Here is a 14097-nt window from a genome sequence, read left to right on the forward strand (position 1 = left end):
GGATGAAGAAAAGTCAGAAGTTGTTCGGCGCCAGCCTGCTGGCGCTGGCGATCAGCGGGTGTGCGGTGACCAGTGAGCCGATTGAGCGCAGCGTCAGCGAGCAGCGGGCGAAAAGCGATCTGCAGAGCATGTACAAGGATCAGGAGCCGCTGCGCGGCCCGCTGACCCTGCACCAGGCGATGGCCCGCGCGGTGAAATACAACCTCGAAGGCCGCTTGAAAATCATGGAGGAAGCGCTGGCCAAGCGGCAGCTCGACCTCGCCAGTTTCGACATGCTGCCGCGCATGGCGCTGGACGCCGGTTACGTCGGGCGCAACAACGTCAACGCCTCCAGCAGCCAGAGCGTGCGTACCGGCACCCAGTCCCTGGAACCGTCGACCTCGCAGGATCGCGACCGCGACGTCGCCGACCTGACCATGGTGTGGAACGTCCTCGACTTCGGCGTCAGCTACATCAGCGCCAAGCAGCAGGGCGACCAGCGCCTGATCGTGCAGGAACGCCGGCGCAAGGTGATCAACACCATCGTCCAGGACGTGCGCTCGGCCTACTGGCGGGCAATGGCTGCCGAACGCCTGCTCAAGCAGATCGACAGTCTGATGGCGCGGGTCGATACCGCCCGGCGCAACAGCCAGAGCCTGAGCGATCAGCGTATCGGCGACCCGGTGCAGTCACTCGGCTACCAGCGTTCGCTGATCGAGGCCACCCGGCAACTGGAAGAACAGCGCCGCGCCTTGTCCCTGGCGAAAACCGAACTGGCCACCCTGATCAACCTGCCGCTGGGCACCAATCTGACCCTGGCCACCGATGACGGCTACCAGATTCCGGAACTCAAGGTCGACCTCAGCCGCCTCGAGCAGGAAGCCCTGACCAGCCGTCCGGAACTGCGCGAGCAGGACTACCAGACGCGCATCACGGCCGCCGAGACCCGCAAGGCCATGCTGCGGTTGCTGCCGGGCCTGGAGTTCTCCGCCGGCGGGCACTACGACAGCAACTCGTTCCTGGTCGAACAGGGCTGGGCCGACTACGGCGTCAAAGTCACCTGGAACCTGTTCAACGTGATCTCGGCCCCGGCGGCCATCGACGTTGCCAAGGCTGGCGAAGAGGTTGCCACCGCGCGGCGTCAGGCCATGTCGATTGCCGTGCTGGCCCAGTTGTATGTGGCCAACGCCAACTATCAGGAGGCGCTGCGCCAGTTCAAGACCAACCAGCAGCTGTCGGACATCGACGGGCAGATCGTCGGCCAGCTGCGCAATCGGCATCAGGCGGCCGGGATCGGCGAGCTGGAGCTGATCCAGGGCGAACTGAACACGCTGCAAGCCGACCTGCGCCGTGATCTGTCCTACGCCGACCTGCGTAACGCCTACGGGCAGATCTTCGCCAGTGCCGGCCTCGACCCGCTGCCGGACCAGGTGCAGTCGACCCAGGTGCAGTCGATCGCCACGGCGCTGGCCAACCGTGAGTCGGCGTGGGCGGCCGGGGATATCTCGGTGCCCGTGGTGGCCAATGCCGCCGGCAAATAATGTCCTGGCGCCGAGCACCAGCGTCAGTCGCGCGCAACGCGAGGCACGCAACGGCCATCGGGGGGCGGCGATCCTGCTGACCGGTCTGCCGGCGGCGGGCAAGTCGACCCTCGCCCAGGCGCTGCATGCCGAGCTGTTTCGCCGCGGGGTGCAAAGCCTGGTGCTCGACGGTGACGGGCTGCGGGTCGGGCTCAACCGCGACCTCGGCTTCGCCGACAGCGATCGCCTGGAAAACATCCGACGCGCCAGCGAACTGGCCGCGCTGCTGGTGGAAAACGGGCAGATCGTGATTCTGGCCATGATTGCGCCGCTGAGCGAACTGCGTGACGTTTTCGCCCGTCGCCTGGGCGCTGACTATCACGAAGTCTGGTGCAACGCCTCACTGGCGGTGTGCGAACAGCGCGATCCGAAGGGGCACTACGCCCGCGCGCGACGGGGCGACCTGCCGGGCTTCACCGGTGTCTCGGCACCTTACGAGCCACCGGCGCAGGCGGCGCTGATCGTCGAAAGCGGAGCGCTGTCGGTCGAGGCCTGCCTGGACCGCTTGTTGACCTGGCTGGGCGAATCCGCGGTGTTGCCCCAGGCATGAGCCGCCCTGCGTGTTCACGCCTGCCGGTGACGCTGGATCTGCCGTTGTTGCTGCAGGCGCTGGCGGCGATTGACGACGCAGCGTGGCGCAGTCACTTCAACAGCGCGTACTTTCATGGCGACTGGAGCGGCGTGGCGCTGATCGCAGCGGCCGATGCGCTGAGTGAACTGGCACCGGGGCGCGGCGCGCCGCTCCCGCGCCGACCCTGGTCGAATGACCCTCGCTGGCAACAGGCGCTGGCCGGTCTGCCGCTGACGATTGTCAGCGCGCGCTTGCTGCGCCTGGGGCCGGGCGCGCAGATCCACGAGCACCGCGACTACGATCTGGACGGCCCGGACGCCGACCTGCGCCTGCACATTCCGTTGCTCAGTCCGCCCGCCGTGGATTTCTGGCTCGACGGCCAGCGCGTGCCGATGAGCGCCGGGGAGTGCTGGTTTCTCGATCTGGCGCGACCGCATCGGGTCGATAATCGCGACACGTCGGCGCGCATTCATCTGGTGCTCGACTGCCGCCCCGGCCGCGCCTTGCAACAGCTGATTGCCGACGGGCTGCCGACCACCCCTGAACCCGAGGTGACAGACACGCCGCTGCAACGTTTTCGGCGTCTGCTGGAGGGCGATCCGGCGCTGGCGGCGAGCCTGCAGGCGCTGCACGATCCGCAGACGTTTATCGAACGTACCGTGGCGCTGGCCGCCGAGCATGGCCTGCTGCTCTCCAGCGCCGAACTGCGCGCGGCAATGCGTGCCGGACGCCGACAATGGAATGCGCAATGGAGCGCCTGAATCTCGACGGCTGGCTGCCGATCCGCATTGGCAAGGTCGCCGGACAGTGGCGGGTCGATTGGTGCTGGTTCGGTGCCACGCCGCTGCGGCAACCGTTTTTTCGCGATGCTGTCGACGCCGCGCTGCGCCTGCCGTTCAATCAGGCTTTTGGCCGGCAGACACCGCTGGCGACGCTGGCCGAGTGGCAGGCGCAACGCCCTGGCCTGGCGCCGAGCGCGTTTATCCTGCACGCGTCGCGCTGTGGCTCGACGCTGATCAGCCAGATGCTGGCGCGGCTCGACGACCACATCGTGGTGTCGGAACCACCGCCGCTGGATACCCTGCTGCGCAGCGACCTGGCGCCGAGCGAGCGCCGCGCGGCAATTGGCGGATTGCTTTCGGCTTACGGACAGCGCCGCTGCGGCCACGAGCAGCGCCTGGTGATCAAGCTCGACGCCTGGAACGTCGGCGAGTGGCCGCTGTTGCGCGAGTGCTTCCCGGCTACGCCCTGGCTGTTCGTCTACCGTGATCCGCTGGAAATCGCCGTTTCCCACCTGCGCCGGCCGGGCATGCACATGGTGCCGGGAATGCTCGGCGCATGTGCCCTGGACGATGGTCTGCCGTTCGCCGGCCGTGAGGATTTCATCGCCCGGCGGCTGGGCCGTCTGCTCGATATCGGCTGGCGTCAGTGCCGTGACTGGCAGGGGGTGGCGGTGAACTACAGCGAGTTGCCCACGGCCATGGCAGGACGCCTGGCGCCGTTCTTCGACCTGAGCGAGGCGCAGCGGCAGCGGGCATCGGCGGCCGCGCCACACCATGCCAAGCAACCCACCCAGGTCTTCGTGCCCGATGCCGAGGCCAAGCGCCGCGAAGCGTCGACCCTGTTGCAGGAGCGGGTGGAACACTTCGCGCGTGCGCCTTACGAGGCGCTGGAGCGATTGCGCGACGGGCTCAGGACTTCGCCGACAGATCAGCCATGCCCTTGAGCAATTCGATCGGCAGCGGAAAGACAATTGTCGAGCTCTTGTCGCCGGCAATCGAACTCAGGGTCTGCATGTAGCGCAACTGCATGGCGCCGGGCTGGCGGCCGAGCATTTCGGCGGCCTGCATGAGTTTTTCCGAAGCCTGCAATTCGCCTTCGGCGTGGATCACCTTGGCCCGTCGCTCCCGTTCGGCTTCGGCCTGGCGGGCGATGGCGCGAACCATCGATTCGTTGAGATCGACATGCTTGATCTCGACGTTGGCCACCTTGATGCCCCAGGCGTCGGTCTGCGCGTCGAGCACTTGCTGGATGTCGATGTTCAATTGCTCGCGTTCGGCCAGCAACTCGTCGAGCTCATGTTTGCCGAGCACCGCCCGCAGGGTGGTCTGCGCCAGTTGGCTGGTGGCGCTGAGGAAGTCTTCGACCTGGATGATCGCCTTCTGCGGATCGAGCACGCGGAAATACAGCACCGCGTTGACCTTCACCGAGACGTTGTCGCGGGTGATCACATCCTGCGGCGGCACGTCGAGGACGATGGTGCGCAAGTCGACCCGGACCATTTGCTGCACCACCGGGATCAACAGGATCAGCCCCGGCCCCTTGACCTGCCAGAAGCGCCCGAGCTGAAACACCACGCCGCGTTCGTATTCACGCAGGATGCGAAACGTCGAGCCGGCCAGGGCGATCAGCAACAGCAACAGCGCGACAAACCCGATTTGAAGACCCATGATCACTCTCCGTGCAGTGCCGCGTCCGTCGCGGTGACTTCCAGCAATAAGCCTTGGCGCCCGACCACGCGCACCCGTTGCCCGGTGTGCAGCGGTGTGGTGCTGAGCACCTGCCAATGCTCGCCTTGCAGCTGCACCCAGCCGTTGTGCGCGTCGTCTGCCTGCACGCTGGTGACGGGGGTCACGCTGCCGACCAGGCCGGCGTCGCCACTGACCGCGTGCCGCGGCCGGGTTCGCAGGGCGCGGACGATCAGTGCCAGCAACAACAGCGCGCTGAGCAGGCCGAGGCCGATCATCAGCGGCACCGGCAAGTCGGCATTGCTCAGTATCAACGCGCCGATGACGAACAGGATGATTCCGCCCAGCCCGATCACGCCGTAATTGGGCAGCAGCGCTTCCGCGATCAGAAACGCAATGCCGAAGGTGACCAGCCACAGGCCGAGGGGATTGACTGCCGTCAGCGTGCCGTCGGCGGCGCAGGCCGAGCCGCTCAGCAGCAATAACAGCACGCACGCGCAACATCGGCTGTTCACGTGACCCTCCGCGAGAGTCGTGGGGTTCTCTCTACAGTCTAGTTCAGGCTGCGTCTGCTTGAATTCTGCCCGGTGGTCAGCCCGCCAGTGGGCGGATTTCGCGCTGCCGCCAGCCTGGCGGGCTAGACTTTCCAGCACCGTCCAGCGCTGAAGCGCGTGCCGGAATGTCTGCCGAGAGTGGCGCATGCACGGGCACGGATTTCAATCGTCAGGTCTGCGCTGCCCGCCAACGTTTTTCCCCAGGAGCCGCCATGGAACAGCCCACGCACAGCCTGCCCGCCCTGTTCAAGCAACTTGGCCTGGCCAGCGACCCGGTCAGCATCGACCAGTTCATCGCCAGTCACTCGCCGCTCAAACCCGAACTGCACCTGGCCGACGCGTTTTTCTGGAGTCCCAGCCAGGCAGAATTCCTGCGCGACGAGATTCTCGACGATGCGGATTGGGCGGAGGTGGTCGATCAGTTGGATGTGATGTTGCGTAAGGGGCGGACACCTTGAACGGTGTATGCCGTCCGTAAGGCCAGGCGAGACTACAGGTTGTCTGCGAGGTTTATTTAGACCAGAATCACGACCTCAATTGAGGTCTTTATTATGCAAAGCGTTCTTGCCGATATGGCTGTCAGCGTTTCGGAACTGAAGAAAAATCCTTCGGCGGTGCTGAATGGCGCGCAGGGAGGGGCGGTGGCCGTCCTGAACCACAATCGGGTCATGGGTTACATGGTTCCCGCGGATGTCTATGAAGCGTTGATGGACCGACTCGATGATCTCGAGTTGGCCGAAATCATTCGCTCGCGTAGCCAGGAAACGCCCATACCGGTCACTCTGGATGACCTATAAGCTCGAATTCCTGCCTTCCGCTTACAAGGAGTGGAATAAGCTCGGGCACACGCTGCGCGAGCAATTCAAGAAGAAGCTGGCGGAGCGTCTGGAACTGCCGCGTATTCCAGCTGACGCGCTGCATGGCCTGCCCGACTGCTACAAGATCAAGCTCAAGGCATCCGGTTATCGCCTGGTCTATCAGGTCATTGATGAGCGAGTTGTCGTATCGGTCGTGGCGGTGGGCAAGCGCGAGCGCAGTAGCGTGTACGCCACAGCCAAAAAGCGTTGAGCTGGATGAGTGGTCACCCCAACGACTCACTCTGGCAATTTGTTTCAAAACTTGACTGATTTTCCCCGGCAATGCGATATTGATAGTTAGCAAACTAACAGTGTGTGCATTTTCTCGTGCCGAATAACCTCGACGCTCTCCAGATGAACATCAGCAGTGCCATGGTGGTGGCCGCCAGGCATTGGCGGAAGATCTGCCAGACCACGCTGGTCAACTATGGCATCTCCGAAGCCTGCGCCGTCCCGTTGTTGATGATCGGGCGCCTGGGCGAGGGTGTGCGTCAGGTGCAGGTGGCGCAGGCGGCGGGGATGGAGAGTCCTTCGCTGGTGCGTCTGCTCGATCAGTTGTGTCACGCCGGCTACGTCTGCCGCACCGAAGATGCCCAGGATCGCCGGGCCAAATGCCTGAGCCTGACCGACACCGGCCGCGAGCTGGTGCAGGCGGTGGAAGTCGAACTGGTGCGCCTGCGCCATGAAGTGCTCGAAGGCATCGAGCAGAGCGATCTGGAAGCTACGCTTCGGGTACTCAGGGCTTTCGAGGCGGCGAGTCCGCCGGCGGTGGTCAACCCGTGAAAGGCTTTTTCTCCGGTTTTCCGCCGGCACGCGACTGGTTCTACGGGGTGCGCACTTTCGCCGCGTCGATGATTGCGCTGTACATCGCCATGCTCATGCAAATGCCGCGTCCGTACTGGGCGATGGCCACGGTGTACATCGTCTCCAGCCCGTTTCTCGGGCCGACCAGTTCCAAGGCGCTGTACCGCGCCATCGGCACCTTTCTCGGGGCGGCGGCGGCGGTGCTGTTCGTGCCGATGTTCGTGCAGAGTCCGTACGCGTTGGTGGTGGTGATTGCCTTGTGGACGGGGATTTTGCTGTTCCTGTCGCTGCACCTGCGTACCGCCAATAACTACGCACTGATGCTGGCCGGTTATACCTTGCCGCTGATCGCCCTGCCGACCGTGGATAATCCGCTGGCGGTGTGGGACGTGGCGGAAGCGCGTACCGAAGAGATTTTTCTCGGTATCGCCGTGGCGGCAGTGGTCGGCGCGATGTTCTGGCCGCGTCGCTTGGCGCCGGTGTTCAACGACGCAGTGGGCAAGTGGTTCGCCGACGCCACCACCTACAGCCTGAAGTTTCTCAGCCGCGACGTGCAGCCTGAACAGATCGCCACGCTGCGCATGGCCATGGTCGCCAATTTCAACAGCCTCGAATTGATGATCGGCCAGTTGCCCCACGAAGGCGCTCGACCGCAAACCGTGCGCAACACCAAGGAACTGCGCGGGCGGATGATCCACCTGCTGCCGGTGATCGACGCTCTGGAAGATTCGCTCTACGCGCTTGAACGGCGCACACCGGAACTGGTGGAAAAGTTTGCCCCACTGCTGACCGCGACCCAGGAATGGCTCGGTCACAAAGACGCCGATCTGGATCGCTGGCAGGCGCTCAAGGATCAACTTCAGGCCTTGCAGCCAAGCTGCGAGGCGCTGGAAGATCGCAAGCAATTGCTGTTCTCCAACGCGATTTATCGCCTCGGCGAATTCATCGATCTGTGGCAGGACTGCCGCAGTTTGCAGGACGCGATTCTCTGCGAGCGCCAGGACAGCTGGCGCGCGGTTTACCGGCACTGGCGCCTCGGGCGGCTGACGCCATTTCTCGACCGCGGGATGATGCTGTATTCGGTGGCCTCGACCGTTCTGGCGATCATCGTCGCTTCGGTGCTGTGGATTCTGCTCGGCTGGCCGGACGGTGGCAGTGCGGTGATTCTGGCGGCGGTAGCGTGCAGTTTCTTCGCCTCGATGGACGACCCGGCGCCACAGATATATCGGTTCTTTTTCTGGACCGGGATGTCGGTGCTGTTCGCCAGCCTTTACCTGTTTCTGATTCTGCCGAACCTGCACGATTTCCCGATGCTGGTACTGGCGTTTGCGGTTCCGTTCATCTGTGTCGGCACCCTGACGGTGCAGCCACGCTTCTTCCTCGGCATGCTCCTGACGCTGGTCAACACCTCGTCGTTCATCAGCATTCAGGGCGCGTACGACGCGGACTTCTTCGCCTTTGTGAACTCCAACCTGGCCGGCCCTCTGGGCCTGTTGTTCGCGTTCATCTGGACCCTGATCGCCCGCCCGTTCGGCGTCGAGCTGGCCGCCAAACGTCTGACCCGCTTCAGCTGGAAAGACATCGTGCGCATGACCGAGCCGGCCAATCTGGCCGAACATCGGCATCTGGGCGTGCAGTTGCTCGATCGTCTGATGCAGCACTTGCCGCGTCTGGCCATGACCGGCCAGGACACCGGGATTGCCATGCGTGAAGTGCGCGTCGGCCTGAACCTGCTCGATCTGCTGGCTTACACGCCACGGGTCAGCGGCGCGCCGAAGGCCCTGCTGCAACAAGTGGTGGCTGAGGTCGGCGAGTATTTCCGCGCGTGTCTGAAGGCCGGCGAACGCTTGCCGGCGCCGAGTCCGTTGCTCATGACGATGGACCGCGCGCGCCGCGCGCTCAAAGGCCACGGCGACGAAGAAACCCGGCTAAACCTGTTGCATGCCTTGAGCGGTTTGCGCCTGGCGCTGCTGCCCGGCGTGGAATTCGTCAGCACCAGCGATGCCGAAGAACCGCTGCCCGATGGAGCCCCCCTATGATCGGTGACCTGGATATCAGCGGCATTTTCCTGCCGACCCTGCTGGTGTTGATGGGCATCACTTACGTGCTGTTTCTGCTGGTGCATGGCGTGCTGACGCGTGTGCACTTTTACCGTCTGGTCTGGCACCGGGCATTGTTCAACGTGGCTCTCTACGCTGTGCTGCTGTACGGCGTGGACTCACTCAGTCGATACCTGATGACATGAAAAAACCGTTTTTGACTCTGGGTCGCGTGGTGCTGACCCTTCTGATCGTGACCTTCGCCGTCGTCCTGGTCTGGCGCATGGTGATGTACTACATGTTCGCGCCCTGGACCCGCGACGGCCACATCCGTGCCGACATCGTGCAGATCGCCCCGGACGTGTCCGGGCTGATCCAGCAGGTGGAGGTCAAGGACAACCAGTTGGTCAAGCGTGGCCAGGTGCTGTTCAGCATCGATCAGGACCGCTTCAAACTGGCCCTGCGTCAGGCCAAGGCGGCGGTCGCCGACCGCGAGGAAACCCTGGCCCAGGCGCAGCGCGAGGCCAAGCGTAACCGTGGCCTGGGCAACCTGGTGCCGGCCGAACAGCTGGAAGAGAGCCAGTCGCGCGTGGCCCGCGCGCAGTCGGCGCTGGCCGAAGCGCTGGTGACGGTGGACAGCGCCCAGCTCAACCTCGACCGCTCGGTGATTCGCAGCCCGGTGGACGGCTACGTCAACGACCGCGCGCCACGCACGCAAGAATTCGTCACCGCCGGGCGCCCGGTGTTGTCGGTGGTCGACAGCAATTCGTTCCACATCGACGGCTATTTCGAAGAAACCAAACTCGACGGCATTCATGTCGGCCAGGCGGTGGATATCCGCGTGATCGGCGACCGCGCGCGGCTGCGCGGGCATGTCGAAAGCATCGTCGCCGGTATCGAGGACCGCGACCGCTCCAGTGGCAGCAACCTGCTGCCGAACGTCAATCCGGCCTTCAGCTGGGTCCGCCTGGCGCAGCGCATTCCGGTGCGGATCGCTTTCGACGATGTGCCGGCAGACTTCCGCATGATCGCCGGGCGAACCGCCACGGTGTCGATCATCGACGATCAACAGCAGGAGCCCGGGCAATGAGCAGGGCGCTGCTGATCGCCGGCCTGGGCGTGCTGCTGTCGGCCTGTCAGATGGTCGGGCCGGACTATCACCTGCCGCCGGATGCGGCCATCCAGCGCCCGGATCTGCAGGGCGAGCTGGCGGTGGCCGGCAAACCGGTGGTGTCGGCGCCGGTGCCCGCCGATTGGTGGCGTCTGTATCAGGATCCACGCCTGGATCAACTGGTGCAGCAGGCCATGGCCTCCAACACCGATCTGCGGGTCGCGGCGGCGAACCTGGCGCGCGCTCGGGCGCAAGTCGAAGAAGCCGAAGCGGCGGGCGGCTGGAGTGCCGGGGTGAAGATGGGCGCCCAGCGTCTGCAGGAGTCCGGCCAGGCCTTCCTGCTGCCGGAGAAGGTGCCGGTTTCCAACGTCGCCGACATCGGCCTCAGCGCTTCCTATCAGTTCGACCTGTGGGGCACCCTGCAACGCGGCATCGAAGGGGCGAAGGCCAATGCCGATGCGACGCAGGCGGCTGCCGATACCGCGCGCATCACCCTGGTGGCGGACGTGGTGCGCGCCTACACCCAGGTCTGCGCGGCCAACGAAGAACGCGAAATCGCCCAGCATTCGCTCGACCTGCAATCGCAGAGCACCACGTTGACCCAGCGTCTGCGTGACGCCGGGCGCGGCGATGAAACCCAGGTCACCCGCTCGCAGACCCAATTCAAATCCCTGCGTGCCGAGATGCCGCGCTATGAAGCGGCGCGGCAGGCCGGGCTGTACCGCCTGTCGATGCTGCTGGCCAAACCGGTCGAGCAACTGCCGGCCGGCACCGCAAGCTGCGCCGAACTGCCGAAAATCGCCCAATTGGTGCCTGTCGGCGACGGTGCCGCGTTGCTCAAGCGCCGCCCTGATATCCGCCAGGCCGAGCGGCATCTGGCGGCCGCCACGGCCGGCATCGGCGTCGCCACGGGCGAGCTGTACCCGAACATCGCCATCGGCGCGACCATCGGCACCGTCGGCATCATCGACGACCTCGGCGATCCGTCGACCAACCGCTGGGGCTTCGGCCCGTCGCTGACCTGGAAGGTACCGACCAACGGCGCCCGGGCCCGCATCCGCGAAGCCGAAGCGACCACCCAGGGCGCGCTGGCGCGTTTCGATGGCGTGGTGCTCAACGCCATTCGCGAAACCCAGACCGGCCTGGCCCAGTACAGCGCATTGTTGCAGCGCCGCGATGCGCTGGCCGAAGCCGAGCAGTCGGCGAAACTGGCGGCGGAGCAGACTCACCGCTTCTTCCAGGCCGGTCGGGCGTCGTTCCTCGCTGATCTGCAGGCCACTCGCACCTACACCGATGTCACCGCGCAACTGGCCGCCGCCAACACCCAAGTGGCCATGAGCCAGATCGATTTGTTCCTTGCCCTCGGCGGCGGCTGGGAAAGCGGACGAACGCAAGCCTCGAGCGCCAGCAAACCCTGAGGCCGTTGCTATGCTTTGAAGTGTTGGCGGGGCGCCCCGAGCAAAGCGCCCCGGCCACGCACATCGCTAGCGCTGGTCTAGGGGAAACAATAATGAAAAACCCTTACGCTCTCGGCTTCTGGTGCGCCCTGGCAGCGCTGGTGCTGCTCTCGGCCACCTATTTCTACGGCATCATGCTGGCCCACCAGATCGACAAGGCGATGGTGTTCCTCGACAGCGCCACCGCGCTGATCGCGGTGATGGCCATCGTGGTCGTGGCCTGGGCCTCGGTGCAGGTGCAGCGGGTCAAGAAGCGTCAGCTCGAACAGGGCAAGACCCTGGTGCTGATCTGGGACACCAAAGTCGCCCTGCGCCGGGTCGAAACCGTGTTCGACCGCTACTTCTGGGGCAGTTACTGGCAGCCCGGTCGAACCTTCGCCGAAGTCATGGGCGAGCTCACCGGCACGCCGCTGGAAAAAAGCCTCGAAGCCCTGAAAAAACAATGCCTGGAGCTCGACAAGCAGATTGCCGACGAAGGCTGGCACTGGCTCAACAATGCGCGCGAGTTGTCCGACGTAGCCACGGCCATGGCCCGCGAACGCTATCAGCTGGATTTCTGCGATCCGCGCGCCGACGGCCCGGGCGGCGCGGTGATCGACCGCGACTTCGAAGTACTGGTGTATACCTGGACCGCACGCCTGAAAAGCTTCGATCATCAACTGGATGAGATTGAGGTTCAGTATTCCTGATCGTCTGCGACTGCTCTGGCCTTATCGCTGGCAAGCCAGCTTCCACCGTTTTGTGGTGTTCCAGGACTTTGTGAACAGCCACCAACCCCGTGGGAGCTGGCTTGCCAGCGCTGGCGTCTGCAAAAACAGCGAAACTCTGATTGTCTGCTCATTGTCCACACTCCCCATAGACACTCTTTAACCTTTAAACATTGGGCCGCCAGGCGTCGCCAGTGCTAATCTGCAACGCTAATTTCAGCGGAGTCGAGCCGCAACCCGATCACGGGTTCAGGGAAGACGACCACATTTTCAGCCACGGATATCGATCAGGTCATTCATGAATAAATCAGCAGGCGTGCTTCTTGGAATTGTCGTGGCCATTGGCGCCATCAGCGTCGGTGGGGCCTGGTACACAGGCACCAAGATCGAAGGCGTACTCAACAACGCCGTCGTCGACGCCAACAAAGAGTTGCAGACCGCCATGGCCGGCTCCAACGGCACGGCGACGCTGGAACTGGTGTCGCTGGAGCGCCACACCTTCAGCAGCACCGCGCACTATCGCCTCAAGGGCGAAGGCGAGATGTTCGGCGAGGCACCGGTCGAGCTGCTGTTCGTCGACCATATCGAACACGGCCCGTTGCCGTTTTCGCGCCTGGTATCGCTGAAATGGCTGCCGGTCATGGCCACCAGTAACTACGAGCTGGAAAAGACCCCGACCACGGAAAAATGGTTCGCCGCGACCAAGGGCGCCGCACCGCTCAAAGGTGTGGTCAACATCGGTTACGACCAGTCGACCACCGGCAACCTCGAGCTGCTGCCGCTGGAAACCGCCCTGGACGACAAATCCAGCCTGAAGTTTTCCGGCCTGAACATGGACATCTCCGCCAGTGCCCAGGCGCAGAAGGTCAAGGCCAACGGCTACATGGACAGCCTGCACCTGACCACCGTCGCCGAAGATCAGTCGCCGGTGCAGGTCGAGCTCAACGGCCTGACCCTGGCCAGCAACCTCGTCAAGAGCAGCTACGGCTACTACACCGGCGAAAACACCCTGGAACTGACCAGCAGCAAGACCACCTTCGGCGTGAAGCAGTCGGTGCTGGGCTTGAAAAAGTTCGAGATGAAGAACCAGACCGAAGAGACCGGCACCAACGCTTCCGGGCGTGCCGACTACTCGATCGGCGAGGTCACGCTGAACGACAAGAAGATCGGCTCTGCGCAAATGACCATGAGCCTGAAGAACCTCGACATCCCGTCGACCATGTCGCTGATGCAGATCTACCAGACCAAGCTGCAGCCCTACGAGAAGGCCGCGGCCGAAGCCACTGCCGCCGGTCTGCCGGCGCCGGAGCTGAACCTGAGCGAAGCCGAGTCGGCCCAGGTCAAGGCTGACCTGCAGAAACTGCTCGCCGCCGGTCCGCAAGTGGCGCTGGAAAACCTCTCGCTGAAAACCGCCAACGGCGAAAGCCGCGCCAACCTGGTGATTGACCTGACCAAACCGGCCTCGATGGACCTGCCGCCGGATCAGCTGGGCAAACAGCTGATCGCGTTGCTCGACCTGAATGTGCAAGTGTCCAAGCCGATGCTGATCGATCTGCTCAGCGTGCAGGCGCAGGTCGATGGCCAGACCGATGCCAAAGCCATTGTCGACCAGGCCAGCGCCACCGCCGACATGTTCGCCGGCATGGCCGTCGGCTCGCAGATGGCGACGCTGGACGGCACCAATGTGGTGACCAAACTGCATTACGCCGCCAATCAGGTGGAGTTCAACGGGCAGAAGATGACCGTCGAGCAGTTCGTCGGATTTCTGATGAGCAAGTTCGCTGGCGTCACCGTCAGCGAAGAGCAGTAACACCCTTACGCGACACCGCAACGCCCGGCCTCTGCGCTACGCAGACGCCGGGCGTTTTGCTGTCTGGCATCCGCGTTTGCGCCCCGCGCCCGGGCATCTTCGTCACGAATCTGAACAAATATTGTGTTCTGAATATTGGTCTACGCTTGCGTGCAAGACT

Annotated in this window: 16 protein-coding genes; 14 read left to right on the forward strand and 2 right to left on the reverse strand. The window is 64.0% G+C overall.

What is annotated here, in order from left to right; translation table 11 throughout:
- The first annotated feature begins 2 nt into the window (after positions 1-2).
- Genes QRN70_RS19170 through QRN70_RS19185 form a run of 4 tightly spaced genes read left to right on the forward strand, consistent with a single transcriptional unit; the run spans position 3 to position 3856 of the window.
- The gene (locus QRN70_RS19170; protein ID WP_285419495.1) at positions 3-1520 is read left to right on the forward strand and encodes a TolC family protein; all 1518 of its coding nucleotides are present in this window, start codon (positions 3-5) and stop codon (positions 1518-1520) included.
- Complete coding sequence (gene cysC, locus QRN70_RS19175; RefSeq protein WP_285419496.1) at positions 1504-2109, forward strand: adenylyl-sulfate kinase; 606 nt, start codon at positions 1504-1506, stop codon at positions 2107-2109. Before QRN70_RS19170 ends, cysC begins: the two co-directional genes overlap by 17 nt.
- Positions 2106-2891, forward strand: a complete 786-nt coding sequence (locus QRN70_RS19180) for an aspartyl/asparaginyl beta-hydroxylase domain-containing protein (RefSeq protein WP_285419497.1) — start codon at positions 2106-2108, stop codon at positions 2889-2891. The genes cysC and QRN70_RS19180 overlap by 4 nt, the downstream gene beginning before the upstream one ends.
- Positions 2879-3856 carry a sulfotransferase family protein gene (locus QRN70_RS19185; RefSeq protein ID WP_285419498.1) on the forward strand — a complete coding sequence of 326 codons (978 nt, stop codon included), beginning with the start codon at positions 2879-2881 and terminating at the stop codon, positions 3854-3856. The genes QRN70_RS19180 and QRN70_RS19185 overlap by 13 nt, the downstream gene beginning before the upstream one ends.
- Here the strand turns inward: QRN70_RS19185 and QRN70_RS19190 are convergent.
- Complete coding sequence (locus tag QRN70_RS19190) at positions 3822-4580, reverse strand: slipin family protein (protein ID WP_285419499.1); 759 nt, start codon at positions 4578-4580, stop codon at positions 3822-3824. The genes QRN70_RS19185 and QRN70_RS19190 overlap by 35 nt on opposite strands.
- A 2-nt stretch (positions 4581-4582) precedes the next feature.
- Positions 4583-5113, reverse strand: coding sequence for an NfeD family protein (locus tag QRN70_RS19195; protein WP_285419500.1), 531 nt, complete (start codon positions 5111-5113; stop codon positions 4583-4585).
- 251 nt (positions 5114-5364) lie between these two features.
- Between QRN70_RS19195 and QRN70_RS19200 the strand changes: the two genes are divergently transcribed.
- From QRN70_RS19200 to QRN70_RS19245, 10 genes are all read left to right on the forward strand, one after another.
- Positions 5365-5610 (forward strand): DUF2789 domain-containing protein, encoded by a 246-nt coding sequence (locus tag QRN70_RS19200; RefSeq protein ID WP_285419501.1) that lies wholly within the window; start codon positions 5365-5367, stop codon positions 5608-5610.
- Between the two features lie 93 nt (positions 5611-5703).
- Entirely contained in the window at positions 5704-5949 is a 246-nt protein-coding gene (locus QRN70_RS19205) for a type II toxin-antitoxin system Phd/YefM family antitoxin (RefSeq protein WP_285419502.1), read from the forward strand.
- Positions 5939-6220 (forward strand): type II toxin-antitoxin system RelE family toxin, encoded by a 282-nt coding sequence (locus QRN70_RS19210; protein ID WP_285419503.1) that lies wholly within the window; start codon positions 5939-5941, stop codon positions 6218-6220. The genes QRN70_RS19205 and QRN70_RS19210 overlap by 11 nt, the downstream gene beginning before the upstream one ends.
- A gap of 143 nt (positions 6221-6363) precedes the next feature.
- Positions 6364-6792 carry a MarR family winged helix-turn-helix transcriptional regulator gene (locus QRN70_RS19215; RefSeq protein WP_285419504.1) on the forward strand — a complete coding sequence of 143 codons (429 nt, stop codon included), beginning with the start codon at positions 6364-6366 and terminating at the stop codon, positions 6790-6792.
- Positions 6789-8852 carry an FUSC family protein gene (locus tag QRN70_RS19220; RefSeq protein ID WP_285419505.1) on the forward strand — a complete coding sequence of 688 codons (2064 nt, stop codon included), beginning with the start codon at positions 6789-6791 and terminating at the stop codon, positions 8850-8852. The genes QRN70_RS19215 and QRN70_RS19220 overlap by 4 nt, the downstream gene beginning before the upstream one ends.
- Positions 8849-9058, forward strand: coding sequence for a DUF1656 domain-containing protein (locus tag QRN70_RS19225; protein ID WP_047601052.1), 210 nt, complete (start codon positions 8849-8851; stop codon positions 9056-9058). Before QRN70_RS19220 ends, QRN70_RS19225 begins: the two co-directional genes overlap by 4 nt.
- Entirely contained in the window at positions 9055-9942 is an 888-nt protein-coding gene (locus QRN70_RS19230) for an efflux RND transporter periplasmic adaptor subunit (protein ID WP_285419506.1), read from the forward strand. The genes QRN70_RS19225 and QRN70_RS19230 overlap by 4 nt, the downstream gene beginning before the upstream one ends.
- On the forward strand, positions 9939-11381 hold the full coding sequence (locus QRN70_RS19235; protein ID WP_285419507.1) for an efflux transporter outer membrane subunit: 1443 nt from the start codon (positions 9939-9941) through the stop codon (positions 11379-11381). Before QRN70_RS19230 ends, QRN70_RS19235 begins: the two co-directional genes overlap by 4 nt.
- A gap of 92 nt (positions 11382-11473) precedes the next feature.
- Positions 11474-12109, forward strand: coding sequence for a hypothetical protein (locus tag QRN70_RS19240; RefSeq protein WP_064117438.1), 636 nt, complete (start codon positions 11474-11476; stop codon positions 12107-12109).
- Positions 12110-12425: 316 nt separating this feature from the next.
- On the forward strand, positions 12426-13937 hold the full coding sequence (locus QRN70_RS19245; protein ID WP_285419508.1) for a YdgA family protein: 1512 nt from the start codon (positions 12426-12428) through the stop codon (positions 13935-13937).
- Positions 13938-14097 lie beyond the last annotated feature (160 nt).

This window comes from Pseudomonas sp. efr-133-TYG-5, from assembly GCF_030209175.1.
GTDB lineage: Bacteria > Pseudomonadota > Gammaproteobacteria > Pseudomonadales > Pseudomonadaceae > Aquipseudomonas.

What these genes read in the sequence shown, in the direction of transcription:
- QRN70_RS19190 (WP_285419499.1), bottom strand. Translation starts at nt 4,580, where the DNA reads ATGGGTCTTCAAATCGGGTTTGTCGCGCTGTTGCTGTTGCTGATCGCC.
- QRN70_RS19245 (WP_285419508.1), top strand. Translation starts at nt 12,426, where the DNA reads ATGAATAAATCAGCAGGCGTGCTTCTTGGAATTGTCGTGGCCATTGGC.
- QRN70_RS19230 (WP_285419506.1), top strand. Translation starts at nt 9,055, where the DNA reads ATGAAAAAACCGTTTTTGACTCTGGGTCGCGTGGTGCTGACCCTTCTG.
- QRN70_RS19185 (WP_285419498.1), top strand. Translation starts at nt 2,879, where the DNA reads ATGGAGCGCCTGAATCTCGACGGCTGGCTGCCGATCCGCATTGGCAAG.
- QRN70_RS19170 (WP_285419495.1), top strand. Translation starts at nt 3, where the DNA reads ATGAAGAAAAGTCAGAAGTTGTTCGGCGCCAGCCTGCTGGCGCTGGCG.
- cysC (WP_285419496.1), top strand. Translation starts at nt 1,504, where the DNA reads ATGCCGCCGGCAAATAATGTCCTGGCGCCGAGCACCAGCGTCAGTCGC.
- QRN70_RS19235 (WP_285419507.1), top strand. Translation starts at nt 9,939, where the DNA reads ATGAGCAGGGCGCTGCTGATCGCCGGCCTGGGCGTGCTGCTGTCGGCC.
- QRN70_RS19205 (WP_285419502.1), top strand. Translation starts at nt 5,704, where the DNA reads ATGCAAAGCGTTCTTGCCGATATGGCTGTCAGCGTTTCGGAACTGAAG.
- QRN70_RS19200 (WP_285419501.1), top strand. Translation starts at nt 5,365, where the DNA reads ATGGAACAGCCCACGCACAGCCTGCCCGCCCTGTTCAAGCAACTTGGC.
- QRN70_RS19240 (WP_064117438.1), top strand. Translation starts at nt 11,474, where the DNA reads ATGAAAAACCCTTACGCTCTCGGCTTCTGGTGCGCCCTGGCAGCGCTG.
- QRN70_RS19210 (WP_285419503.1), top strand. Translation starts at nt 5,939, where the DNA reads ATGACCTATAAGCTCGAATTCCTGCCTTCCGCTTACAAGGAGTGGAAT.
- QRN70_RS19225 (WP_047601052.1), top strand. Translation starts at nt 8,849, where the DNA reads ATGATCGGTGACCTGGATATCAGCGGCATTTTCCTGCCGACCCTGCTG.
- QRN70_RS19180 (WP_285419497.1), top strand. Translation starts at nt 2,106, where the DNA reads ATGAGCCGCCCTGCGTGTTCACGCCTGCCGGTGACGCTGGATCTGCCG.
- QRN70_RS19215 (WP_285419504.1), top strand. Translation starts at nt 6,364, where the DNA reads ATGAACATCAGCAGTGCCATGGTGGTGGCCGCCAGGCATTGGCGGAAG.